The organism is Streptosporangium sp. NPDC001559 (assembly GCF_042893955.1).
Classification (GTDB): Bacteria; Actinomycetota; Actinomycetes; order Streptosporangiales; family Streptosporangiaceae; genus Streptosporangium.
This window is the reverse complement of sequence record NZ_JBIAVG010000009.1, coordinates 32,078-55,245: the sequence shown is the minus strand read 5'-3', so window position 1 is coordinate 55,245 and position 23,168 is coordinate 32,078. Positions and strand designations below refer to the sequence as shown.

Here is a 23,168-nt window from a genome sequence, read left to right as displayed (position 1 = left end):
CAGGCGTCCGGCACAGGGCGAATGCCGCGATGAGCTGGTTCGTTCACGCGAACAAGCGATTACGCAAAGACTCATAATGGAGGACGTGAACACGAGAAAGAACTCCGGCGCCACGACCACCTCCGTCAGACGCCAGGGTGCGACCAGGCGCGCGGCCTCATCCGGCTCCGCCTCGGAGCGCCGCGAACACCTCGTGAAACTCGCCGCCGACCTCTTCGCCCGCAAGGGATTCCAGGCGACAACCGTCCGCGAGATCGCGGAGGAGGCCGGCATCCTGTCCGGCAGCCTCTACCACCACTTCGACTCCAAGGAGACGATCGTCGACGAGGTGCTGACCACCTTCCTCGACGACCTCGTCGGCCGCTACCGCACGGTGCTCGACCGGCGGGAGGACCCCCGTACGACCCTGTCGGAGATGGTCCGCGTCGCCTTCGGCACGCTCGAACCGCACCGCGCGGCGATCACCGTCATGCAGAACGACTGGAACTACCTGCGCTCCCTGCCCGGCGACCGCTTCGACTACCTGGTCAGGACGGAGGAGGAGGTCGAGCGCATGTGGGTCGAGCAGATCAGGCGCGGCCAGGCCGCCGGGCAGCTCCGCGGGGACATCGACCCCAAGCTCACCTACCGCATGGTCCGCGACAGCATCTGGGTCACGGTCCGCTGGTTCAGGCCGGGGGGACGCCTGAACACCGCGGGACTCGCCGACCACTACATCACGGTCCTCCTCGACGGTCTGACGACCGGCGAGCGGGCCTGAGCCGGACGGCTACTTCTTGATCCGGTAGGAGTCGCCGTAGACCTTCCACGACAGCGGCGTGTTCAGGTCGAGGTTGCCCTTCCTGAGGAAGACCCGCTGCGCGGTGTCCACCCTGCTGGTGTCCTCGTGGGCCGACTCGGCCTTCATGGCGACCTTGCGGGCGTCGAGGAAGGCGTTGAGGTAGGCGGTCTCGTCACCGCCCTGCGACGGCGGCTTGGCCTTCTTCAGCGCGTTCCTGCGGATCGCCCCGAAGCTGAGCGAGTCGTCGCCGCCGCCGTGCATGACGATGGCGTCGTAGTAGACGAACTGGCCGAGCGCGCGCAGGCCGTCCTTCTTGGCCTGCCGTACGGCGGGGCGGAAGTACAGCCGGTCACGTTCGTGGTTCTGCGCCTTCCTGAAGGCCTTGTCCTTCGCCGCGCGGGCCCAGGCCTTGGTGAAGCCGGGGTCGAGGCCCTTGTGCGAGTCGGTACCGTTGACCCGGCGCAGGGCGGGGAGGTACTTGGCCAGCGGGTTGTGCGGTTTGCTCCGGGTGTAGAACCTGACCAGGTCCAGCATGTCCCCGGTGCCGGAGCAGAAGCCGATGATGCCCGCCGTGTAGCCGCGGTCGTCGTCGATGTCCTCGATGTACTTGTACTGCGCCCGCCAGTTGAGGGAGGAGTTCTCCGCGCTGGAGACCAGCTTCATCGCGATCTCCCTCTTGGCCGGGTCGTCGAGCCCCGGTGCCGAGTGAGCCGAGGCCGAGACTCCGGAGATCACCGTGGAACGTGCCGGAGCCGCGGCGTGCGCGGCCTGGGCCGGGGCGAGCGGGACGGCGGCCATCACAGGGGCCACCACGGGCGCCAGGAACAGCCCGAGAAGACGTCGACGCCCGCCGAGGCGGGCGGAGGAGGTCACAGACAGGGTGTCGGTTGCCCGATATGTCGTCAGTGTCACTCCAACAGTTAACCCAATCTCTGTGAACGGCCAAATTCGATCTACTTGAACGCCCCCGCGGTCAGCCCTCTGCGGATCTGTCCCTGAAGGAGGGCGTGGACGACGATCATCGGGATGATCGCCATGCCGAGCGCGGCGAACAGCGCGCCCCAGTCGGCGTCGTAGCCCGCCGTGGTCGAGATGTCGGCGATGCCCTGCGTGAGCACCCAGCTGTCCCGGTCGGAGGGCAGCAGCACGAGGGGAAGCTGGTACTGGTTCCACTGGCCGAGCACGTTGAAGACCGTCACGCTGACGACACCGGGCCTGGCCATCGGCAGCATGATCTGGAAGAACACCCGCGTGTGCGAGGCGCCGTCCACGAAGGCGGCCTCCGCGACCGTCTTCGGCAGGGTCCCGAAGAAGGCGGTGAGGAAGAACACCGTGAACGGCAGGGAGAAGGCGATGTAGACGAGGATCAGGCCGCCGTGGGTGTTCAGGCCGATGAACGGGCCGACCAGGGGCAGCGCCCCGGTGTTCCTGACGACGAAGAACAGCGGGGTCAGCACCAGGTAGACCGGCAGGGCCAGGCCCGCGACGAACAACGCGTGCACGATCCGGCTGCCACGGAAGCGGTAGCGGGCCAGCACGTAGGCCGCCATCGCGCCGAACAGCATGGTGCCCGCCGTACCGCACGCCACGACGACGACGCTGTTGAGCATGTAGCGGCCCACGTGCGCCTGCTGCCAGGCGCGCGCCCAGTTGTCGAGGCGGATCGTGGCCGGCGGCGACCAGGCGTCGCCGAAGATCTCCCGCTCGCTCTTCACCGAGGCCAGGAAGGTCCACACGATCGGCACCGTGACCAGGAACGTCCACCAGAGCAGGACGGCGTGCGAGAGGACCGCCGTGAAGCGGGCGCGGGCCGCGCTCACCGGAACTCGATCCGCTCGCGCCGGGTCAGCCGCAGGACCAGCACCGCGAACCCGGCGGTGAGCGCGAACAGCACCACACCCATCGCACAGGCGTAACCGAACCTGGAGTAGTGGAAGGCGTTGCGGTAGACCTCCGCGGCCATCACCGTCGTGGAGTGGTCGGGGCCGCCCTGCTCTGCCGTCATCACCCACACGACGGCGAAGACGTCGAGCGCGGCGACGCCGAGGTAGACCCAGCCCGCCTGGACCGTGTCCCGCAGCAGGGGAAGGGTGATCCGCAGGAACAGCCGCCCGCCCCTGGCGCCGTCGATGGCCGCGGCCTCGAACAGCTCCCGCGGGATGGAGACGATGGCCGCGGAGAAGAGCACGACGTAGAACCCGACCGCCTGCCAGACCAGCACGAACAGGACGGCCCACAGCGCCAGGCGGGTCTCCGCCAGCGGCCCGACCGGTTCGAACCCCAGGGCGGTCAGCGGGGCGTTGAGCATCCCGCTCCTGTCCGGCCTGAGGATCTGCCGGAACAGGACGGCGACCAGGACGACGGCCAGCACCTGCGGGAAGAAGAAGACCACCCGGTAGAACCCCGCCCCCCTGACCGCTCCCCCGCCCGTGCGCCCGGCCGTCCCGTCGCCGGTCAGCAGCCAGGCGAACAGCAGGGCGAGCCCGATGGTCAGCGGCGGCACCAGCGCCAGCAGCAGCAGGTTGTGACCGGCGGCCCGCAGGAAGACCTCGTCGCCGAGGAGCCTGCGGAAGTTGTCCGCCCCCACGAAGCGCGGGACGGCGTTGACCCCGCGCCAGTCGGTGAGCGCGATGACGAGGGCCTGCGCGCAGGGGGAGAGCACGTAGACCGTGTACAGCGTGACCGGGACGGCGAGAAACCCGGCGACGAACCGTCTCCTGTGCTGGTTCATCGGCGGCTACCTCGTGAACTTCCGCACCGAGGGGTCGGCCCTGAGCGCGTCGGCCTTGCGCTGGGCCCGCTCGGCCCACCGGTCGGCGCTGATCGCCCCGCCCATCAGCTGCCCCGTGGCCGCGGCGACCTCGTCGTGCAGTTCGGAGTACCACCTGCGGAACATGAAGGTGACGACGTTGCCGCCCGCGGCGGCGAGGGCGGCGCGGGCGCTCTCCAGGCCTGGCCTGAGCCTGAGGCCGTCGGCCGCCCCCCTGACGACGGTGAGCGTCGAGACGGCCTCGGTGAACCTCCCGGCCGCCCGCCGGGAGAGCATGGCCCGCAGGTATTCGAGCCCGGCCCCGGGGTTGGCCGAGCGCGCGGGCACGATGTACTCCTCGCCCGGCTGGGCGTGCAGCGTGCCGTACGGCATGGCGTCCGAGGGGCCGAAGTCGGGCAGCGGGAACATCGCGTAGCCGAAGCCGTCCGGGGCCGAGCCGCGTTGCTCGTTCTCCAGCCAGGAGCCACAGGGCAGCATGGCGACCAGCCCGCGGTTCTGCGCGATCTGGGTCTGGACGTGGTCGAGGCCCGCGGTGCCCTCAAGGAGGTGCCTGGCCCCGATCTCCGCGAACGCCGCGGCGGCCCGCCGTACGGGCTCGGCCTGCCAGGCGCCCTCGGCGAGGTTGTCGATGTCGGTCAGCACCCGCCTGCCGCCGATCTTCGCGGCGAGGGTGAGGATGGGCTCGTAGATGTACTGGGGGTGGGTGCCCGCGTAGGTGAACGGCGCCATCCCCGAACGCCTGATCTCCTCGCAGAGGTCGAGGAAACGCGCCCACGTCCTGGGCGGTCGCCACCCCCTGGCCTCGAAGAGCGGCCGGGAGTACCAGATGCCCCAGACGGTGTTGGTGTAGTTCATGACGTACGGCCTGCCGCCGTAGCCGCCCAGCTCGATCGCCGTGGGATCGACGGTCTCGCGCACCGTGACGGAGGGGTCGTCCCAGCTTGGCGCGTCGTACAACGGTGTCAGGTCGGTGAGCTGGCCGTCCTGGACCAGGGCGCCCAGGTCCATGGCGCCGGCCCCGGAGTCGTCCACGACCTCGGGCGGGTCTCCCCCGACGAAACGCGGCTGGAGGGTCCTGGAGATCTCCTTGGTCGCGTTGTGACTGATCCTGAGGCGGGGAAAGCGGGCGGCGACCAGCGGTTCGTGGATGGTCCTGGCGTAGTCGTCGCCGAGGCCCCCGTCGAAGATCCAGATCTCCAGGGGGCCGTCCTCCACGAGACGGGGCACGCCTCCGGTGGACGTCGGGGGCGGGCCGCCGACGGGGAAGGCGCAGGAGGACAGGGCCAGCGGGCCGAGCCCGGCCAGGGCGCCGCGCAGCAGCTCGCGCCGGGACACGCCCCGCCACCCGGTTCGCCGCCCGGCTCGCCACCCGGAAGGGAGAGAGGGGGAGTTCACGATCACCCTTTCATGACGTACGGTGACCGTCACGCTACCCTCCGCCTCCGACGGGAACAACGACGCATCTATTGGGTAGTTGTACTATCCGGCTATGCGGATTTCCCAGCTCAGCGCCGAGACGGGCGTGCCCATCCCCACGATCAAGTACTACCTGCGGGAAGGCCTGCTCCCCTCCGGTGAGCAGACCTCGGCGACCAGGGCCGAGTACGGCGAGGCCCACGTGCGCAGGCTGCGGCTGATCCGCGCGCTGCTTGAGGTCGGACGGCTGCCGATCGCCTCCATCGCCAAGGTGCTGGCCGCGGTCGACGACGAGGAACTGAGCATGCACCGCGTGCTGGGCACCGCCCACTACGCCATCGCCCCCGCGCCCGCGCCCCGGCCCGACGGTGAGGAGTGGCGCCGCGCCCGCGCCGAGGCCGACCGGCTGGTCTCCGGCCTCGGCTGGCGGACGGAGCCCTGGGCTCCGGCCCTCGACGAGCTGGCCCAGGCCCTGTACGCCCTGGCCCGGCTCGGCATGCCGATGGACGAGGAGGCCCTGCGCCCCTACGCGCGGGCCGCGGAGACACTGGTCGAGCACGAGTTCGGCGTCCTCCCCCTGGACGGGCCCCGTGAGACGGCGGTCGAGACCCTGGTCATCGGCACCGTCATGCACGGCCGGGTCCTCGACGTACTGCGCCGCCTGGCCCACGAGTCCGCCTCGGCCCGTTTCTTCGGGATAGAGCCCGGCGATGACGGTGACAAGGCTCACACGGCCCCGTGACGGCCTCCGTTTTCGCAGGTCAGAGCCTGTTTTCACGGGAATGTGAACACTGCGCCGGGCGAACCGGACCTGAGTAACATCCCGTTCACATAAGGGCAACAGATGCGAAATCGCGACTTGCGAGTCTTTGGGGCAGCAGACCCCTCCCCTAGCAAGGACTCCGGCGATGACCTTCAAGGCTGAGTACATCTGGATCGACGGCACCGAGCCGACCGCCAAGCTCCGTTCGAAGACAAGGATCCTCGCCGACGGCGCCGAGCTGCCGCTGTGGGGCTTCGACGGGTCCAGCACCAACCAGGCCGACGGCGGCGCCTCCGACCTCGTGCTCAAGCCGGTGTTCACCTGCCCCGACCCGATCCGCGGCGGCGACAACGTGCTGGTCCTGTGCGAGGTCCTCACCATCGACATGAACCCGCACTCCAGCAACACCCGCGCCGCCCTCGTCGAGGTGGCCGCGCGGTTCGCCGAGCAGGAGTCCTGGTTCGGCATCGAGCAGGAGTACACCTTCTTCAAGGAGGGCCGTCCGCTCGGCTTCCCGATCGGCGGCTTCCCCGCCCCGCAGGGCGGCTACTACTGCGGCGTCGGCGCCGACGAGGTCTTCGGCCGCGACGTCGTGGAGAAGCACCTCGACCTGTGCCTTGAGGCCGGTCTGGCGATCTCCGGCATCAACGCCGAGGTCATGCCCGGCCAGTGGGAGTTCCAGGTCGGCCCGGCGGGCCCGATCGAGGTCGCCGACCAGCTCTGGATCGCCCGGTGGCTGCTCTACCGCGTCGCCGAGGACTTCAACATCGCCGCCACGCTCGACGCCAAGCCGGTGAAGGGCGACTGGAACGGCGCGGGCGCGCACACCAACTTCTCGACCAAGGCGATGCGCGAGGGCTACGACCCGATCATCACCGCCTGCGACGCCCTCGCGGCGAACGCCCTGGAGCACGTCAAGCACTACGGCGCGGGCATCGAGGAGCGCCTCACCGGCCACCACGAGACCGCCCCCTGGAACGAGTTCAGCTACGGCGTCTCCGACCGCGGCGCCTCCGTGCGCATCCCGTGGCAGGTCGAGGTGGAGAAGAAGGGCTACATCGAGGACCGTCGCCCCAACGCCAACGTGGACCCGTATCTGGTGACCCGTCTCATCGTCGGCACCTGCTGCTCCGCCCTCGAGAAGGCCGGCCAGGTCTGACAGGCACGTCCGCGCGGGGCCGCGTCCACCCGGAAGGGGCGGGCGCGGCCCTTCCGCGTTCCCGGGACTCGACCTGCCGTGTTCCAGCGTGCGGAACGTTTTCTGAATCCCGATGAAGTTGGTCGTCGATCCGGCCTTCACCGGCACGATTGGAAAAAGCGCTGGTCAGCGGCAACTTTTTCCACACCCCATTGGGAAACACTCCAAAACGATTAATTTCGTACTAAATAATGTTCGTTACGACAACGCCCAACAGGCATGGCGAGCCGTACCATAACTCCGATGCGGGACGTCGTGGAACAGTTGCAGCGCCTGGGCATGTCCGGTTACGAGGCCAAGGCCTATGTGACGTTGGTCGTCGCCGGGCAACCCCTCAACGGTTACGAGGTGGCCAAGCGCTCCGGCGTGCCACGGAGCACCGTCTACGAGACGCTGGGCAAGCTGGTGTCCAAGGGCGCGGCCTACGAGCTGCGCGGCCCCGAGGAGGCGGTCGGCTACCTGCCGCTGCCGCCCAGATCCCTGCTCGAACGCATGCGCAGGGAGTTCGACGACTCGATCGAGTCGCTCCAGTCCTCGCTGCCCACGATCGTCGCGCCTCCCGGGGCGCACATCATCCACAACCTCAAGGGCACCGAGGCCGTCCTCGCGCGGGCGGAGGACGTGGTCGCCGCCGCGCGCACCGACCTGTTCCTGTCGATCTGGCCGGAGGAGATGAAGCAGCTCTCCCCGCTGGTCGGGCGGGCGGCCGAGCGCGGGGTCGAGGTGTCGGTCGTGCACTTCGGCCCGGCCGAGACCCAGGTCGGTTACCTGTACGAGCACCGCTTCCCGGTGCCCGACTCGGTGGCCGACAACCTGGGCTGCGGCCTGCTGGTGGTCGTCGGCGACGGCCGCGAGGTCCTGATCGGCGGGTTCGTGAACGGCTCGGCCTGGGGTGTCTACACCGAGGACCCGGCCGTCGTCCTGATGGCGGTCGAGTACATCAAGCACGACATCGCCCTGCAGATCATCGCCGACCGGATCGGGCACGGCACGCTGACCGACTTCTGGAGCAGCGATCCGGAGCTGATGCGGCTGCGCGCCGCCCACGGCCACCCCGCGGCCCTGCTGCGCGCCGTGGGCATGCCCGACCACTGAGACCGCGGTGGTCGGCCACCGCAGGGGGATATGACATTCTTCGGAGGAAGATGTCACGCTTCGGGGGAAGGCTGGTCATGGACAAACCGGTCATCGTAACTGTCGATGACGATCCGGGCGTCTCGCGGGCCGTCGCACGCGACCTCAGACGCCGGTACGGCCAGTCCTATCGGGTCGTCAGGGCCGACAGCGCCACACAGGGCATGGACAGCGTGCGCGAGATGCGCCTGCGCGGCGACGACGTCGCGGCCATCCTCGCCGACTACCGGATGCCCCAGATGAACGGCGTGGAGTTCCTCGAACAGGCCATGGACCTGTACCCGTACGCCCGCCGTGTGCTGCTCACCGCGTACGCCGACACCGACGCCGCGATCCAGGCGATCAACGTGGTCGACCTCGACCACTACCTGCTCAAGCCGTGGGACCCGCCCGAGGAGAAGTTCTACCCGGTGCTCGACTCGCTGCTCGACGCCTGGCAGCGCGCCGAGCGGCGCGACTCCGACGAGCTGCGGGTGGTCGGGGCCCGCTGGTCGGCCAGGTCCTACGAGGTCCGCGACTTCCTGGCCCGCAACCAGGTCCCCTACCGCTGGCTGCTGGCCGACTCCCCCGAGGGCGTCCAGCTCCTGACCGCGGCGGGCGAGCGGACCGGGGAGGAGGACGCGGCCCACGAGGTCAGCCCGGCCAGGCTGCCGCTGGTCGTCACCGGCGAGGGCGTCAAGCTCGTCGCCCCGGACACCTCGACGCTGGCCTCCGCCGTCGGCCTGTCCACCGCCCCCGCGACCGACTTCTACGACCTGATCGTCATCGGCGGCGGTCCCGGCGGCCTCGGCGCCGCGGTCTACGGAGCCTCGGAGGGGCTGCGCACGGTGATGGTCGAGCAGCACGCCTCCGGCGGGCAGGCGGGCCAGAGCTCCCGCATCGAGAACTACCTCGGCTTCCCCGACGGCGTCTCCGGCGCCCAGCTCGCCGACCGCGCCCGCCGCCAGGCCCTGAAGTTCGGCGCCGAACTGCTCACCGCCCGTACGGTCACCAGCCTGGAGGTCAGGGGACAGGCCAAGGTCGTCGGGTTCGCCGACGGCGGCAGCATCGCGGCGCACACCGTGATCCTGGCCACCGGCGTCTCCTACCGCAGACTGAGCGCCCCCGGTCTCGACGACTTCGTCGGCAGGGGCGTCTACTACGGCGCCGCGGTGACAGAGGCCCCCGAGTGCCGCGACCGCGAGGTCTACGTCGTCGGAGCCGCCAACTCCGCCGGGCAGGGCGCGGTCTACCTGTCGGGATACGCCTGCAAGGTCCACCTGGTCGTCAGGGGTGAGGGGCTGGAGAAGTCCATGTCGCACTACCTGATCGAGCAGATCTCCCAGATCCCGAACATCGAGGTGCACACCGAGACCGAGGTCGTCGGCGCCGAGGGCGACGACCACCTGGAACGGCTCACGCTCAAGGGCCCCGGGGGCGAGCGCACGGCCGAGGCCGAGTGGCTGTTCGTCTTCATCGGCGCCGAACCGTTCACCGACTGGCTGGGCGACACGGTCGAACGCGACCGCAGGGGCTTCGTCCTCACCGGCCCCGACCTGACCGCCGCGGAGAACCGGCCGCGCAACTGGCCGCTGCGGCGGGAGCCGTACCACCTGGAGACCAACGTGCCCGGGGTGTTCGCCGCCGGGGACGTCAGAGCGGACTCGATCAAGCGGGTCGCCTCCGCGGTCGGCGAGGGGGCCATGGCCGTCGCGCTGGTGCACCGCTACCTGGAGAAGACGTGACGGAGGCCGCATGATCGACATCGACGTGCTCCGCGGGCTGTTCCTGTTCGAGAAGCTCGACGAGGAGAAGCTGCGGTGGCTGGCCTCGCACGGCGAGGAGCGCGAGTTCGGCGCGGGCGGGACGGTCATCCGGCAGGGCGAGCCCGCCGAGCACTTCGTCGTCCTCATCGACGGCGAGATCGTCATGTCCACCGAGACCCCGGCCGGTGTGGTGACCATGACCCCCACCTCCCAGGTCGGGGTCTACGCCGGGGCGACCTCGGCCTACCTGGGCGAGCGCGCCCCGGAGACCTACGCCCACTCGCTGCGCGCGACCAAACCCTCCCGGCTGTTCGTCCTGCCCGCCAGGAAATACGGGAAGATGGTCGCCGAGTGGTTCCCGATGGCCGTCCACCTGCTCGACGGGGTGCGCCTGGGCGGTCTGGCCCAGCGCGAGCTCATCGACAGACGGCAGCGGCTGACCGCGCTCGGCACCATCACCGCCGGGCTCACCCACGAGCTCAACAATCCGGCCGCCGCGGCCGTGCGCGCCGTCGGCGAGCTGCGGGAGAAGATCAAGTCGGCGCGGCGGGAGCTGGCCGACCTCACCGAGGCGGGCATCCCGCCCGAGCGGCTGCGCGCGCTGGTCGACCTGCAGGAGGGCTGCGCGGAGGGCGTCGGGAACGTGCCCGCCCGCACCCCGCTTGAGACCTCCGACGCCGAGGACGAACTCGGCGACGCCCTGGAGGCCGCCGGGGTCGAGGACGCCTGGGAGATCGCGGCGCCGCTGGTGAGCGCCGGGTTCGGTCAGGAGGGCCTGGAGAAGGTCAAGGCCAAGATCGGGGAGGAGCACCTGGCCGGCGCGGTGCGCTGGCTGGCCGAGGCCGTCGAGATCTCCCAGATGCTCGACGAGGTGACCGACGCGACCGAGCGGATCTCGACGCTGCTCGCCTCGGCCAAGCAGTACTCCCAGATGGACCGCGCGCCCTACCAGCGGGTCGACCTGCGGGAACTGCTGGACAGCACGCTCACCATGTTCCGCGGCAAGATCCCGCCGGGGATCACCGTGGCCACCGACTACGACCCTGAGCTGCCGCCGCTGCCCGGCTACGCGGGAGAGCTCAACCAGGTGTGGACCAACCTGGTCCACAACGCGCTCGACGCCATGGCGGGCGAGGGAACCCTCACCGTCCGCACCCGCCTCGAACACGGCACGACCGCCCTCATCGAGATCTGCGACACCGGACCCGGCGTGCCCGAACACCTGCGCGACCGGATCTTCGAGCCGTTCTTCACCACCAAGGCCGTCGGGGAGGGCACCGGGCTCGGCCTGGACATCTCCTACCGCATCGTCGCGGGACGCCACGGCGGCGACCTGCGCGTGGAGTCGGCGCCCGGCGACACCCGCTTCCAGGTACGGCTGCCGCTGACCGAGGTCCTCTCTCCCTGAGCTCTCACGAGAGCGGTCCCCCGGATCAGCCGTACACGCCCGTCATCGTGTCCATCAGGCGGGCGAGCACGCGTTCGCCCGAGACCCGCACGCCGTCGTGCTCCCACTCACTGGTCACCCAGGTCCGTACCTCGCCGACCTCGGCGGCCGTCCGCATGGACAGGCCCTCGTCGACGTACATGTCGTTGTAGTAGACGGCCGCGGCGACCGGGACCCGGTTGGCGGCCAGCCGTACGGGGTCGTACAGGTGGGGCCAGGAGTCGTCGTCGGCGAGGATCTCCGCCGCTCCCCTGAAGGGACGCAGGGCCGCGATCTCCTCGAACATCCAGGGGTAGATCATCTCCCCGGTCGGCAGCAGGGGCCGGGCGTCCTCGGCGAACTCGGCGGGCAGCAACCGGTGCGCGGCCCACGCGGTCGCCGCCCCCTGGGCGTAGATCGACTCGTGCATGACCGCGTAGAGCGGGTTGCCGACGAACCCGGTGGCCATCATGACCTCGTAGCGGAACAGGTCGGACAGCTCCCGCCCGGTCCACGCCTCGTCCAGGAGCCAGTGCAGGTACTCGGCGCCGTCGCTCATCCCCAGGCACATGCCCAGGCTCTGCAGACGGCGCACGGTCAGCACGTCCCCGTCGGGAAGCCTGACCTCCTCCTCGCGCAGCCGGTCGGCGACGGCGTCCAGCCTGGCCGAGTCTCCGGGATAGCGGGCGAAGAAACGTTCGACCTTGGCGCGGACCCGGGGGTAGGTGAGGGAGTAGACCTCCGCCGCGTCCGCCGCGAGCCCCGGCAGCCCGCCGCACACGTAACACGCCGCCAGCCCCTCGGGCGCCGTGGAGAGGTAGGTCAGCGTGATGAACCCGCCGTAACTCTGCCCGAGGGTCTCCCACGGCCGGTCACCGGCCAGCTCCCGCCGGATCAGCTCGGCGTCGGCGACGATCGCGTCGGCGCGGAAGTGCCGCAGCCTCGCGGCCACCTCGGCGTCGGTTCCGGTCAGCGTCGCGGCGGTCATCGGGGTGCTGCGGCCCGTCCCCCGCTGGTCGAGCAGGAGGACCCGGTGGGTGCGCAGCGCGCGTGCCAGCCAGCCGTCCGCCGCGTGCGGCCGGGGCGACTTGCCGCCGGGACCACCCTGGAGGAAGACCAGCCACGGCAGGTCGTCCCCCCGCCTGGCCGGGTCGACCGCCTCACGGGCGAAGACCTCGATCGTCTCCCCACCGGGATCGGCGTGGTCGAGAGGCACGGTGAACACATGGTCGGTGAGCGCCACCCCGGGCAGGTGAACGGTGTCCGTGCCTCTTCGCGGCGCCTCGGGTCGGTGTCTTCCCTCGTCGCTCATCCGCTGCGCTCCCTCACTCCTCGGTCCAGACACCGACGCGCCCAAGCCGAAACCCTTCACACACGGCGCCGAAGCGTCAGACCCTGCTTCTTCCCGACACCTGACGGTGGCACGGACTTGGCAGCCCTGAACCGACGGCTTCCCTGCACGATGCCTTCGACATCGGCGCGTCCGAACCATACCTCTTCGCGTTGTCTCTGACAGCACGCCGAAGCGCAGACGAATACTGGACGAAAGCTGCCATACTCCACCGCGTGGACTTTCTCGTGCTGGGGAACCTGACGATCACGCACCAGGGGCAGTCCACCGCCCCCACCGCCGCCAAGGATCGTGCCTTCCTCGGTGAACTGCTCGCCCACCCCGGCGAGACCGTCTCGACCGAGCACCTCGCCAACGCGTTGTGGCCCGACCGGCTGCCCGCCGACCCGGCCAACGCGGTCCAGGTCCGGGCCTCCCGGCTACGTGCCCTGCTTCGCTCCCTCACCGGTCCCGTGGAGACGGAACCCGTCCTGTACAGCAGGGCGGGCGGTTACGGGCTCAACCTCGGCGAGACCGGCACCGACCTGGCGCGGATGCAGCGGGCGCTGTCCCTGGCCGGTGACGAGCGCGACCCGGAGGCTGCGGCGAAGACCCTGCGGGAGGGGCTCGACCTGTGGCGTGGGGAGCCGTTCAGCGACGTCCCGCAGACACCGTGCGTCCTCGAACGGGCGGCGCACGCGCAGGAACTGCGGCTGTCCGCCATGGAGCTCTACGCCGAGCTGACGTTCTCCGGGGAGGCCGCCCCGGGGGCCCTGGTCGCCGAGCTGGCCGAACTGACGAGCCGTAACCCGCTGCGCGAGACGCTGCACCACCGGCTGATGCGCTCCCTGCACGCGGCCGGGAGGTCGGCCGAGGCGCTCACGCTCTACGAACGGCTGCGCAGGACCCTCCGCGACGAGCTCGGCACCGACCCCGGTCCCGAGTTACGCGATCTGCACCGGGAGATCCTGGCCTCCGGCTCCGACGGCACGGAGACCGTGGAACTCCGTGCGGAACCTCCCGAGACCGGGTCCGCGCCCGACCCGGCTCCGCCCGCGGAGTCCGTGGCCCCTGTGGACCCCGCGGACCCCGCCGACCCTGCGCCTCCGGTGAGGTCCACGATCCCGGCGGTCCAGGCGGACGGGTCCTGGGGGTGGTCCTTCAAGGAGACGGTTCCCTGGGGGGTGCTTCTCAGGAGACGGTTCTCCGGAAAGCGGGCGTGGCTGACGGCCGTCGTGGCCGTGGTCGTCTGCCTGCTCCTCGGGGCGGCCCTGTGGCTGTGGCTGCCGCGCCCCGAGGAACTGCCCCCCGAGACCCATCTGGTCCGGCCCATCCCCGGCGACCGGTCGCGGCTCGCCAAGGACGTGACCTACCCCGACGGCAGCACGGTCCGGGTCGGTGAGACGTTCGTCAAGACCTGGCAGATCGACAACATCGGCACGGTCCCGTGGCGGGACCGCTACCTGTACCGGCAGTGGCCGTGGGACGGCGAGGACCTGTGCCAGACCGAGCACAGGAGTGTGCGCATCCCCGACACGGAGCCCGGTGGGTCCGCGCTGGTGAGTGTCGAGGTGCGGGCCCCCAAGGAGCCGGCCCGGTGCAAGGTCTACTGGAAGATGGTCGACGTGGACGGCAACCAGTACATGCCCCACCTCAGCGGCATCTTCTTCGACGTCACGGTGGTGCCCTGACCTGGGCCTTCACTCGGGCGGCGCCCGCCGTACAGGAAACGTGCAGGGCCGCCCGGCAGGCTGACGGCGGTGGTGTCGCCCTCGGCTGAAGGGGGGCGCGTCCGCCGTACTTCTTCTCCGGCCACGAGAGGGCGCGGGGGCCCACGGGGGCGTGGCCGGGAGAAGAGGTACGGCGGGCGTACCGGTGCGCGGCGGGACACGAGATGCTGGCGATCATGCCTGAGTTCTACGACGTGATCTTCGAACGACGGGACGTACGCGGTGAGTTCACCGGGGAGGACGTGCCCGAGGAGGTCCTGCTGCGGGTCCTGGGGGCCGCGCACGCCGCGCCCAGCGTCGGCCTCTCCCAGCCCTGGGACTTCATCGTGGTCCGCGACCGGGAGATCCGCGAGGCCTTCGCCGGCCATGTCCAGCGGGAGCGGGCCGTCTTCGCGGCCACCCTCGACGCCGAGCGGGCCGCGACGTTCGCCACGATCAAGGTGGACGGGGTGCGCGAGTCGACGCTCTCCGTCGTCGTCACCTACGACCCGGCGCGCGGGGCCCCTGCCGTCCTCGGCCGCCACTCGATCGCGGACGCCGGGCTCTACTCGGTGTGCCTGGCGATCCAGAACCTCTGGCTCGCGGCCACCGCGGAGGACCTTGGGGTCGGCTGGGTGTCCTTCTACCGGGAGGAGTTCGTCAGTGGCCTGCTCGGCATCCCGGCGGGCGTCCGTCCGGTGGCCTGGCTCTGCCTGGGACCGGTGACGCACCGGGAGCGCGTGCCCGACCTCGAACGCAAGGGGTGGCGCGGCCGTGTCCCCCTGACCGACCTCCTCCATCGGGACGGCTGGCGGGGACGCTGAGCCGTACAAAACGTCTGTCAACCGTCGTCCCTGTTACGGCACGCCCGGGACGCGGAGCCGTACGGCGGGCATCCAGGACATATGGCCGCGACCATCGAGCCCGGTGACCCGGGCGACTCCGTCCCCGCCCACCTGCGGCTCGCGGGCATCCTCCGTGCGCGGATAACGAGCGGTGAGCTCCAGCTCGACCGCCCGCTCCCCTCGGAGGAGAGCCTCCAGCGGAGCTACGGCCTCGATCCGGGCAGCGTACGGCGCGCGATCCAGGTCCTGTCCGACGAGGGGCTCGTCTACACCGTGGAGGGCGGGGGCGCCTACGTGTCCTCCCGCGCGGAGGAGACCGGCGGGGGCTGAGGGTCCCGGGTCGCTCCCGGGCGTTGTTAGGCTCAACGCCCGGCGGGTTTTCCGCGCCCACATGCGTTTTCACAGGAGTGGACGATGGCGGTTCACGGATGGTGTCATCCTCGGTTCTCGCGGGTGCGCGAGGTGTTCCGCCAGAATTTCGCCGGCGACGGGGAGCTCGGCGCGGCGTTCTCCGTCTTCCTTGACGACAGGCCTGTCGTGGACCTGTGGGGTGGTGTGGCCGACCGCCGTGACGGGCGTCCCTGGGAGCGTGGCACCCCCACGCTGGTCTACTCGTGCACCAAGGCGGTGACCGCGACGGCGGTGCTGCTGCTGGCCGAGCGCGGTCTGCTGGACGTCACGGCGCCGGTCGCCGAGGTGTGGCCCGAGTTCGCCCGCGCGGGCAAGGAGCGTGTCACCGTCGAGCACCTGCTCACCCACCAGGCGGGGCTGCCGGTGATCGAGGAGCCGGTGCCGGTCGAGGAGTTCGAGGACCAGGAGGCCATCGCCGACCGGCTGGCCGGGCAGGCGCCGTTGTGGGAGCCGGGGACCGGGCACGGCTACCACGCGCTGACCTACGGTTTCCTGCTGGGCGAGGTGATCCGCCGGGTCTCCGGCAAGCGGGCGGGTGAGTTCGTGTCCGCCGAGATCGCCGACCCGCTGGGGCTCGAACTCTGGCTCGGCGCGCCGGACGACGTGGCGGCACGGGCGGCCCGGCTGTCCGGCGGGCTGCGCCTCGGGGCCTCGACGCCGGCGACCTCGGAGAAACCGGCGGCGCCCGGGGCACCGACGACGCCTGGGAAGCCCGGGGCGCCCGGACAGCCGGTGGCGCCCGGGAACGTGACAAACCCCGGGGCCGGCGCCGGGGAGGCGTTCGGCAGGGCCATGCGGGACGGCGAGAGCCTGACCGGCCGTGCCATGGGCAACCCGCAGGTCACCAAGCTGCGCGGCGGCGCCAACCACCCGGTCGTCCTGCGCGCGGGCTGGCCCGCGATCGGGGTCGTCGCCACCGCCCTCGGCCTGGCCGGGTTCTACCGTCATCTGGTCGCCGGGCGGATCCTGAGCCCGGAGACCCTGCGGGACGCCGTCAGGCCCCGGGTCTCCGGTCCCGACCGGGTGCTGCTCCTCGACAGCTCCTTCGGCCTCGGCTACATGCGGCCCGCGCAGGCCTTCCCCGTCCCCGAACGGGGGGCGCGGACCGCATTCGGCCACACCGGCATGGGCGGTTCCCTCAGCCTCGGCGACATGGAGCACGGCCTGGGCATGGCGTACACGATGAACAGGATGACCGACGCCGTCGCCGAGAGCCCTCGTGCCCACCGGCTCGCCGAAGCCGTCTACGCCTCTCTTTAGACCGGTCTCCCACATAGCGATTTCCTTACGAAATTCGCGAACCGTGACAACCGACGGCAGGGGTGAGACCGTCGAACAAGCGACGGCGCTCGGAGGGGGACTCCATTGGTTCCGGGATACCACGAGGTTCGAGACCTCGGCGCGGGAGGCGGCGGCCGGGTGGTGCTGGCCACCTACACCGCGACCGGCGCCTACGTGGCGATCAAGTACCTGAACGCGGCCCTGCGGAGCGACCACAGGTTCCTGGCGCGCTTCCGCGAGGAGGCGCGCGTCATGGTCGAGCTGTACGACCCGAACGTGGTCCAGTTCTACGAGTACTACGAGGACACGCGCGACGCCGCGATCGTCATGGAGCTGGTCGACGGCGTCTCCCTCAGGAGGATCCTGGCCGAGCACGGCACCACCAGCCCCGAGGCGGCGCTCGTCGTGCTCAAGGGCTCGCTGCTCGGACTGGCGTTCGCGCACTCCTCGGGGATCGTGCACCGCGACTACAAGCCCGAGAACGTGCTGATCCAGGCGGACGGCGCCAGCAAGCTGACGGACTTCGGCATCGCCGCCCGCACCGGGGCCTCCGACGCACCCCAGGGCACCCCGCCGTACATGGCCCCCGAGCAGTGGGCCGGGCATCCGGCCACCCCGGCGAGCGACGTCTACGCGGCCACCTGTGTGCTCTTCGAGTGCCTCACCGGGCACCGGCCGTACCGGGCGGAGAACGGGGCCGCGCTGATGCACCAGCACCGGCGGGCGCCGATCCCGATCGAGGCCGTGCCGAGTTCGGTGCGGGGCCTGGTCGCACGGGGCATGGCGAAGAGTCCGGCGGACCGGCCCGCGACGGCGGAGGCCTTCGTCCTCGAACTGGAGGCCGCCGCGGCCGCCGCGTACGGGCCCGAGTGGGAGCAGCGGGGACGGCGGCACCTGGCCGAGCTGGCCACCCTGCTGGCGCTGTCGTTCCCGCTGGCCAGACCGGCTCCGCGGGCGAGCACCTCGCTGGCGAGCACCGTGCTCGGCCGGGGCGGCGGCAGGCGCCGTCCCCGTCTCGGCCCCAGGCTGCTCGCCGGGGTCGTCGTGATCACCGTCGCGGTCACCGTCGGGCTGGTCGCCTCGGGGCGGTCGGCCGACAGGCTCTCGGCGAACTCGATCTTCACTCCGCCCGCGCACGTGCCCGGGGCCGGGAAGACCCCGCCGGACGGCGCGGGCGGCTCTCCCCCGCCGGAACCGACCCGGCCTCCCGTCAAACGGCCGCACACCGGAACGGAGCGGACCTCGGCCAGGTCGGAGAGCACGCCCACGAAGGCCCGCCCGACGCCGCGCGGGACCCCGGCGTCGTCCCCGAGCGCGCGGCCGACCCCGGTCACCGACCCGTCGCGGACGCCGTCCCCCACCCCGACCTCAAGCCCCGGGGTCGACGACCTCGCGATCACCCGGTTCGACGCGGGCGGTGCGACGCTCAGCCTGCGTTCCTCGGCCCCGGCCTCCGTCGTGCTGGCCGTCTCCTTCGCCCAGGGCGAGAAACGCGACCGCCTGACGAAGGTGGCCACGCGAAGCTTCACCCTCAGGGGGAGCGGCGTCCACTCCCAGCCCGTTCCCTACGCCTTCACCGCCCCCGCCTGCGAGCAGACCCTCTACCGCAGGGTCACGGCCTCGACCTCGCCCCGGTTCTCCGGCGGGGAGCTGAGCCGCACGGTCGAGGTCAGGGGCGGCCCGTGCCCGGCCCCCGAGGTGCGCAACGCGGAGATCACCTCCTGGGACGGCGAGACGGCCGTCGTCAAGGTCCGCGCGGGCGGTCCTGGCAGGGTACGGCTCACCGCGTCCTTCACCCGCAAGGACGACGAGGGCGGCGTCAGCACGCTGGACACCGTGACCAGGACCCTGTCCGGGGAGACCGGCTACTCCGTCGAACTTCCCGCTCCCCCCGCCGAGGTGCCGTGCGGCGGGCGGGCCGTGCTCGGGGTCACGGTCACGACGGACCGTCCCGCGGTCAACGGCACCCGGTACGCCCAGACGGTGGTCGAGGGCGAGGAGTGCGCCCCTCCCGCCGTCACGATCACCTCCTTCGACGGCACCTCCGTCGGCTTCCGCGTGCGCGCCTCCGGCACCTCCCCGGTGACCGTACGGCTGGCCTTCACCCAGCAGGTCCCCGGCGCCGACGGCGGGACGACCGGCAGCGCCAAGACGGTCGAGTTGTCCGGCCGTACCGACTACACGCGCACGGTGACCGGCGAGTTCGCCGCGCTTCCTGAGTGCGGGCGGTACGCCCGGCGGACCGTGACGATCACCACGGTGCCCGCGGGTGAGAGCCGTTCGAGCCAGGCCCGGGTCGACCTGCCGCCCTGCGAGCAGGAGCCCGGCCCCTCCGACCCCTCGGAGGCGCCGCAGGACGTCCCCTCCGTTCCCGGGGAGCCGGGATGACCTCTCCCCTGGAGGCCGGTGTGAGCAGGCTCGGCAACGTGCTGGTCCCCGTCGAGGACATGGACGGGGCGATCGCCTTCTACTCGGGGGCCCTCGGTCTCGCGGTGCGTTTCCGTGACGGCGACCGGTTCGCCGCCCTCGACGGGGGCGGCGTCACGGTCGCGCTGGTCGGGGCGGCCGAGCGGGTCGCGGGCGACGTCACCGCGCCCTCCTACCGGGTGGCGGACGTGGCGCTGGCCGTACGCGAGCTGACCGGGGCGGGCGCCGAGGTCGTCCAGGAGCCGGAGAGGGGACCGCACGAGGTCAGGGCGGTGCTCCGCGACCCCTCGGGCAACGTCCTGGTGCTCTACGCCCCGCTCTGACCCGCCCGCCACGGTTCGACGTCCAGTACGGCCTTGCCCGCGACCCTGCGGCCGAGCAGGGCCTCGGCGGCCTCCGCGAGGTGCTCCCAGGTGTCGCGCAGGCCGATCTCGGCGGAGAGCCTGCCCTCGGCGACCAGGCCGAGCAGGGTGGCCAGGTCGGGACCGAAGGCCGTGGCGTCGCCGAACGTGCTGATCGTCCTCGACCGGCCGAGGAAGAACAGTGAGCCCGGCGCGAACACGGCGGGTTCCCCCGAGGCCCAGCCGATGCTCTGGAGGTCGCCTCCGGGGGCCAGCAACGGCCAGGCGGCGACCAGCTGCGCCCCGCCGACGTTGTCCAGGATCAGGTCGAAGGAGCCCTCGATCCCGTCGAGGCCGACGACCACCTCGCGGGCGCCCAGTCCGGTCAGTCCCTCCCCGCGTGCCGCGGAGCCGACGGAGGCCACGACGTGGGCCCCGCCCAGCGCGGCCAGTTGCACCGCGAACCGGCCGATCCCGCCCGCCGCCCCGGTGACCAGGACCCTGCGGCCCAGGATCGGGCGGGTCCGCAGCGTCCGCAGCGCGGTGACCCCCGCCATCGGCAGCGCCGCGGCGTGGGCCAGGTCGACGGTGTCGGGGACCTCGGCGACCGCGTCGGTGTCCACCGCGACGCGCTGCGCCCAGGCGCCCGGCCCGAAGGCGACGACGCGGGTACCCTCCGCGGGCCCGCTGCCGTCCGCGGCGGCGCGTGCCACGACGCCCGAGGCGTCGTAGCCGGACACCGTTCCCGGGGGAAGGCTCGCGGCGAAGGCCACCTCGCCCCGGTTGAGTGAGATGTGCCGCACGTCGATCAGGACCTGGCCGGGACGTGGTTCGGGGTCGGCGACCTCGGCGATCCGCAGCGCGGCCCGTGCCTGGGGGTCGGTGACGACGGCGCGAACGGTCATGGGACTTCCCTCCGTTGGGAGTCGCTGCAGCGGACCGTCGGTCCGCTTATCTGGACGCTAGAATATTCGGACCATCGGTCCGCTTGTCAACGGGAGAGCCCATGACCGAGCAGCGTCAGGAGCGCGCCGACGCCGCACGCAACCGGAGAGCCGTCCTGCGGGCGGCCGAACGGCTGGTGGCCGAGCACGGCGGCGACCACGTCTCCCTCGACCGGGTCGCGGCCGAGGCGGGGGTCGGCAAGGGGACCGTCTTCCGCAGGTTCGGCAGCCGCACCGGCCTGCTGCGCGCCCTCCTTGAGGAGCGCTCGCGCGCGCTGCGTGAGGCGATCGTGGACGGCCCCCCGCCCCTGGGGCCGGGCGCGCCCGCGCGGGAGCGCCTGACGGCCTTCCTCGACGGGCTCTGCGGGATCGCCGAGGCCAACGCCGCCCTGCTGACCGCGCACGAGCAGGCGTGCGCCGACGCCAAGTACACCGAGCCGAGCTACCTGTTCTGGCACGGCCACATCGCGTCCCTGGTGGCCGAGGAGCGTCCCGGCCTCGACGCGGACTTCGCGGACTTCCTTGCCCACGCTTTGCTTGCCCTGTTCGACGGTGAACTGGTCCGGCGGACGTCGTCGCCCGAGGAGCCCCGGCGCTTCACCCGGTCCGTCACGGAACTGGCCGTCGCCCTGCTCGACGCCCCCGCCGCGCCGCGGGTTTCGTGATTCGCCAGATCTTTTTTGACTGGGCGTTTACAGTGGAAAAATCATGAAAACGCCTTTGACGTCGGCTTTTGCCGCCCGGTGCACCATAGCTCGTTCCGGAGCGGGTCCCGGACCGTCTTGACCTTCCCTTTAAGGGAGGTAACCTCCCTCGTCACGGAAGACAACTGGCCAATGGTGCCGCCACACGTGTCTCGGCCGCCTCGCCGGCCGGTCCCGTGACGCACCATCGCTCGACCCCCGTTTTCCGGCGGCCAGGTCGCGAGGGCGGCGCGACCATGCTTCGGCGGCCGTCGGAGGATGACCGGAAACTTCCAGATGACACCTGAGACGTACAAGTTCATCGAACTGCTGGAGAGCCAGCTCGGGTACTCCGAGCGGGGCAGCGGCTACACCAAGTTCGGCGATTGGTACAACACCGTCGAGTTCGACGCCGACTACAGCACGGCCCCCTGGTGCGACATGTACCTGTCCTGGGCGGCCAAGAAGCTCGGCTACGAAGACTGGGTGGGGCAGTTCGCCTACACCGTCCACCACGCCAAGTGGTTCCGCCAGCAGGACGCCTGGGGCACCGTCCCCAAGCCCGGCGCCCTTGTCTTCTTCGACTGGAGCGGCGGCAAGAAGCTCGACGGCATCGACCACGTCGGGATCGTCACCCGGGTCGAGGGCAACAAGATCCACACCATCGAGGGCAACATCGACGGCGGCGTCGCCAAACGCAAGGTGCGCGACACCGACAAGGTCGTCGGATACGGATACCCCGAGAAGGTCAAGGCCCGTCTGGACGAGGAGGCCGCCCAGCAGCAGGAGATCGTCACGGCGTCCCCCCGCCCGGACAACTCCGTCGCCCTCACCCGTAACCCCGACCTGCTGTCGCAGGCCCCGCCCGTCACGGTGCGGGAGAACCTGCCGCCCTCCCCACCGGCCAGGACCGGCCCCAAGCACGCCAAGCCGGAGACCGGGGCCCACGCGAAGGACCCCTCGGCGACCCAGGCGAAGCCCCAGCCTCCCGCCAAGCAGACCGCGAAGACCGCGCCGCCCTCCACCACGCAGGCCGCGGGCCGTACCGGGAAGCACGCCAAGCCCGCGACCGCGGACACCAACGCGATCGCCGCCGCCCCCGCCTCCACGAGCCTGCGCCTGCCCTCGGACGCCCCCCAGCTCGGCACCCCCGCGATCCTCGCGCCGGTCCTGCTGACCGCCGTCGCGCTCATCGCCCACGCCAAGACCAGGCAGCTGAAGGCACGGCCCGCGCTCGCCGTGGCCGGTGCCGGGAGTACGGCGGGCACCCGCCGGGCACCCGGCCGCCGCCGCGCCCCGGGACGCCGCCGTGTCACCCGCGCCGTACCCGTCACGGCCCCCGCCGTGACGCCCGCCGTGATGGCCACCACGGCACCTGTCACAGCGGCCGTTCCCGTGCCCGCCCCCGTGTCGGCCACGGTTCCCGCCGGGTTGTCCGCCACGGCGCCCGCCGTCGCGGAGACCACGTTCAGGTCCGCCCAGACGACGGGGTTCCCCTCGGTCACCGCCCCGCCCGCGCGTGTCGAGGGGCCGGACGTCCACGACCTCCCCGGCGACGGACGGCACACGCGGTCCCACACCGATCCGCTCCGCGCCGGAGAGCCGGGCGCGGCCCGCCGCTACGACGGCCCCCGCCTCCCCTACCAGGGGAGGCGCCGCCTGCGTGAGCACCCGGTCACCGAGTCCTCCACCCTGTCGTCCGGTTTCGCGCAGGACGCCCCGCTGCGTGGCAGGCGGCACCGCAGGCCCGAGACCTCGGTCAGCACGACCATGCGGTCCACACGGCCGACCCGGCCCGTGCACGCCCGTCCCGCGACCACCTCGGCCGCCGTCCAGGACGGGCCGGTTCCCGTGCCGGCGGCGCCGCTCCCCGATGACGATCCGGCCCTGCGCCGCCCCTACCAGGGGAGGCGCAGGGCCAGGGTCACCGTCTAGGGTCGCCGTCCAGAGTCACTGTCCGAGGC

General features: G+C 71.5%; 21 protein-coding genes. 14 read left to right on the top strand and 7 right to left on the bottom strand.

Annotated features, from left to right (window positions below):
* Positions 1-76: 76 nt before the first annotated feature.
* Positions 77-760, top strand: coding sequence for a TetR/AcrR family transcriptional regulator (locus ACFYY8_RS20800; RefSeq protein WP_386190096.1), 684 nt, complete (start codon positions 77-79; stop codon positions 758-760).
* Between the two features lie 9 nt (positions 761-769).
* Here the strand turns inward: ACFYY8_RS20800 and ACFYY8_RS20795 are convergent, their stop codons facing one another.
* The 4 genes from ACFYY8_RS20795 to ngcE all read right to left on the bottom strand — a co-directional run bounded on the left by ACFYY8_RS20795 (position 770) and on the right by ngcE (position 4,886).
* Positions 770-1,654 (bottom strand): chitosanase, encoded by an 885-nt coding sequence (locus ACFYY8_RS20795; RefSeq protein ID WP_390043193.1) that lies wholly within the window; start codon positions 1,652-1,654, stop codon positions 770-772.
* Positions 1,655-1,734: 80 nt separating this feature from the next.
* A complete protein-coding gene (locus tag ACFYY8_RS20790) occupies positions 1,735-2,601 on the bottom strand; it encodes a carbohydrate ABC transporter permease (protein ID WP_390043188.1) in 867 nt (288 codons plus the stop codon).
* Positions 2,598-3,512 (bottom strand): carbohydrate ABC transporter permease, encoded by a 915-nt coding sequence (locus ACFYY8_RS20785; protein ID WP_390043185.1) that lies wholly within the window; start codon positions 3,510-3,512, stop codon positions 2,598-2,600. Before ACFYY8_RS20785 ends, ACFYY8_RS20790 begins: the two co-directional genes overlap by 4 nt.
* Before the next feature lie 6 nt (positions 3,513-3,518).
* Entirely contained in the window at positions 3,519-4,886 is a 1,368-nt protein-coding gene (ngcE, locus tag ACFYY8_RS20780; protein ID WP_390043183.1) for an N-acetylglucosamine/diacetylchitobiose ABC transporter substrate-binding protein, read from the bottom strand.
* A gap of 154 nt (positions 4,887-5,040) precedes the next feature.
* Between ngcE and ACFYY8_RS20775 the strand changes: the two genes are divergently transcribed.
* The 5 genes from ACFYY8_RS20775 to ACFYY8_RS20755 all read left to right on the top strand — a co-directional run bounded on the left by ACFYY8_RS20775 (position 5,041) and on the right by ACFYY8_RS20755 (position 11,215).
* A complete protein-coding gene (locus ACFYY8_RS20775) occupies positions 5,041-5,709 on the top strand; it encodes a MerR family transcriptional regulator (RefSeq protein ID WP_390043181.1) in 669 nt (222 codons plus the stop codon).
* Positions 5,710-5,875: 166 nt separating this feature from the next.
* Positions 5,876-6,889 carry a glutamine synthetase gene (gene glnII / locus ACFYY8_RS20770; RefSeq protein WP_390043179.1) on the top strand — a complete coding sequence of 338 codons (1,014 nt, stop codon included), beginning with the start codon at positions 5,876-5,878 and terminating at the stop codon, positions 6,887-6,889.
* A gap of 282 nt (positions 6,890-7,171) precedes the next feature.
* Positions 7,172-8,023 (top strand): helix-turn-helix domain-containing protein, encoded by an 852-nt coding sequence (locus tag ACFYY8_RS20765; protein WP_352008423.1) that lies wholly within the window; start codon positions 7,172-7,174, stop codon positions 8,021-8,023.
* Between the two features lie 77 nt (positions 8,024-8,100).
* Positions 8,101-9,786 (top strand): FAD-dependent oxidoreductase, encoded by a 1,686-nt coding sequence (locus tag ACFYY8_RS20760; protein WP_390043176.1) that lies wholly within the window; start codon positions 8,101-8,103, stop codon positions 9,784-9,786.
* A 10-nt stretch (positions 9,787-9,796) separates the two neighbouring features.
* Positions 9,797-11,215: an ATP-binding protein gene (locus ACFYY8_RS20755; RefSeq protein ID WP_390043174.1), complete on the top strand. Its 1,419-nt coding sequence runs from the start codon at positions 9,797-9,799 to the stop codon at positions 11,213-11,215.
* Between the two features lie 25 nt (positions 11,216-11,240).
* Here ACFYY8_RS20755 and ACFYY8_RS20750 read toward each other — a convergent pair whose 3' ends face one another.
* Positions 11,241-12,545: an alpha/beta fold hydrolase gene (locus tag ACFYY8_RS20750; protein ID WP_390043172.1), complete on the bottom strand. Its 1,305-nt coding sequence runs from the start codon at positions 12,543-12,545 to the stop codon at positions 11,241-11,243.
* 254 nt (positions 12,546-12,799) lie between these two features.
* Between ACFYY8_RS20750 and ACFYY8_RS20745 the strand changes: the two genes are divergently transcribed.
* Positions 12,800-14,254 (top strand): BTAD domain-containing putative transcriptional regulator, encoded by a 1,455-nt coding sequence (locus ACFYY8_RS20745; protein ID WP_390043170.1) that lies wholly within the window; start codon positions 12,800-12,802, stop codon positions 14,252-14,254.
* Here ACFYY8_RS20745 and ACFYY8_RS20740 read toward each other — a convergent pair.
* A complete protein-coding gene (locus ACFYY8_RS20740; protein WP_390043168.1) occupies positions 14,238-14,471 on the bottom strand; it encodes a hypothetical protein in 234 nt (77 codons plus the stop codon). The two genes, ACFYY8_RS20745 and ACFYY8_RS20740, sit on opposite strands and share 17 nt — an antisense overlap.
* On the opposite strand from ACFYY8_RS20740, the gene bluB reads away from it, so the two are divergent.
* The 5 genes from bluB (at position 14,470) to ACFYY8_RS20715 (ending at position 19,559) form a co-directional block, all read left to right on the top strand.
* The gene (gene bluB / locus ACFYY8_RS20735) at positions 14,470-15,096 is read left to right on the top strand and encodes a 5,6-dimethylbenzimidazole synthase (RefSeq protein WP_390043166.1); all 627 of its coding nucleotides are present in this window, start codon (positions 14,470-14,472) and stop codon (positions 15,094-15,096) included. The genes ACFYY8_RS20740 and bluB overlap by 2 nt on opposite strands.
* A gap of 81 nt (positions 15,097-15,177) precedes the next feature.
* Positions 15,178-15,447, top strand: coding sequence for a GntR family transcriptional regulator (locus ACFYY8_RS20730; protein WP_352008417.1), 270 nt, complete (start codon positions 15,178-15,180; stop codon positions 15,445-15,447).
* A 132-nt stretch (positions 15,448-15,579) separates the two neighbouring features.
* On the top strand, positions 15,580-16,788 hold the full coding sequence (locus ACFYY8_RS20725) for a serine hydrolase domain-containing protein (protein ID WP_390043163.1): 1,209 nt from the start codon (positions 15,580-15,582) through the stop codon (positions 16,786-16,788).
* Positions 16,789-16,893: 105 nt separating this feature from the next.
* Positions 16,894-19,197, top strand: coding sequence for a serine/threonine-protein kinase (locus tag ACFYY8_RS20720; RefSeq protein WP_390043161.1), 2,304 nt, complete (start codon positions 16,894-16,896; stop codon positions 19,195-19,197).
* Positions 19,194-19,559: a VOC family protein gene (locus ACFYY8_RS20715; protein WP_362783605.1), complete on the top strand. Its 366-nt coding sequence runs from the start codon at positions 19,194-19,196 to the stop codon at positions 19,557-19,559. Before ACFYY8_RS20720 ends, ACFYY8_RS20715 begins: the two co-directional genes overlap by 4 nt.
* Here the strand turns inward: ACFYY8_RS20715 and ACFYY8_RS20710 are convergent.
* Positions 19,544-20,482: a zinc-binding dehydrogenase gene (locus ACFYY8_RS20710; protein WP_390043159.1), complete on the bottom strand. Its 939-nt coding sequence runs from the start codon at positions 20,480-20,482 to the stop codon at positions 19,544-19,546. The two genes, ACFYY8_RS20715 and ACFYY8_RS20710, sit on opposite strands and share 16 nt — an antisense overlap.
* A 101-nt stretch (positions 20,483-20,583) precedes the next feature.
* On the opposite strand from ACFYY8_RS20710, the gene ACFYY8_RS20705 reads away from it, so the two are divergent.
* Both ACFYY8_RS20705 and ACFYY8_RS20700 read left to right on the top strand, forming a co-directional pair.
* On the top strand, positions 20,584-21,186 hold the full coding sequence (locus ACFYY8_RS20705; RefSeq protein WP_390043157.1) for a TetR/AcrR family transcriptional regulator: 603 nt from the start codon (positions 20,584-20,586) through the stop codon (positions 21,184-21,186).
* Positions 21,187-21,501: 315 nt separating this feature from the next.
* Positions 21,502-23,139 carry a CHAP domain-containing protein gene (locus tag ACFYY8_RS20700; RefSeq protein WP_390043155.1) on the top strand — a complete coding sequence of 546 codons (1,638 nt, stop codon included), beginning with the start codon at positions 21,502-21,504 and terminating at the stop codon, positions 23,137-23,139.
* Positions 23,140-23,168 lie beyond the last annotated feature (29 nt).

Coding starts and splice junctions, on each gene's coding strand:
- ACFYY8_RS20800 (WP_386190096.1), top strand. CDS start 77: ATGGAGGACGTGAACACGAGAAAGAACTCCGGCGCCACGACCACCTCC.
- ACFYY8_RS20785 (WP_390043185.1), bottom strand. CDS start 3,512: ATGAACCAGCACAGGAGACGGTTCGTCGCCGGGTTTCTCGCCGTCCCG.
- ACFYY8_RS20775 (WP_390043181.1), top strand. CDS start 5,041: ATGCGGATTTCCCAGCTCAGCGCCGAGACGGGCGTGCCCATCCCCACG.
- glnII (WP_390043179.1), top strand. CDS start 5,876: ATGACCTTCAAGGCTGAGTACATCTGGATCGACGGCACCGAGCCGACC.
- ACFYY8_RS20765 (WP_352008423.1), top strand. CDS start 7,172: ATGCGGGACGTCGTGGAACAGTTGCAGCGCCTGGGCATGTCCGGTTAC.
- ACFYY8_RS20760 (WP_390043176.1), top strand. CDS start 8,101: ATGGACAAACCGGTCATCGTAACTGTCGATGACGATCCGGGCGTCTCG.
- ACFYY8_RS20755 (WP_390043174.1), top strand. CDS start 9,797: ATGATCGACATCGACGTGCTCCGCGGGCTGTTCCTGTTCGAGAAGCTC.
- ACFYY8_RS20750 (WP_390043172.1), bottom strand. CDS start 12,545: ATGAGCGACGAGGGAAGACACCGACCCGAGGCGCCGCGAAGAGGCACG.
- bluB (WP_390043166.1), top strand. CDS start 14,470: ATGCCTGAGTTCTACGACGTGATCTTCGAACGACGGGACGTACGCGGT.
- ACFYY8_RS20740 (WP_390043168.1), bottom strand. CDS start 14,471: ATGATCGCCAGCATCTCGTGTCCCGCCGCGCACCGGTACGCCCGCCGT.
- ACFYY8_RS20730 (WP_352008417.1), top strand. CDS start 15,178: ATGGCCGCGACCATCGAGCCCGGTGACCCGGGCGACTCCGTCCCCGCC.
- ACFYY8_RS20715 (WP_362783605.1), top strand. CDS start 19,194: ATGACCTCTCCCCTGGAGGCCGGTGTGAGCAGGCTCGGCAACGTGCTG.
- ACFYY8_RS20710 (WP_390043159.1), bottom strand. CDS start 20,482: ATGACCGTTCGCGCCGTCGTCACCGACCCCCAGGCACGGGCCGCGCTG.
- ACFYY8_RS20705 (WP_390043157.1), top strand. CDS start 20,584: ATGACCGAGCAGCGTCAGGAGCGCGCCGACGCCGCACGCAACCGGAGA.
- ACFYY8_RS20700 (WP_390043155.1), top strand. CDS start 21,502: ATGACACCTGAGACGTACAAGTTCATCGAACTGCTGGAGAGCCAGCTC.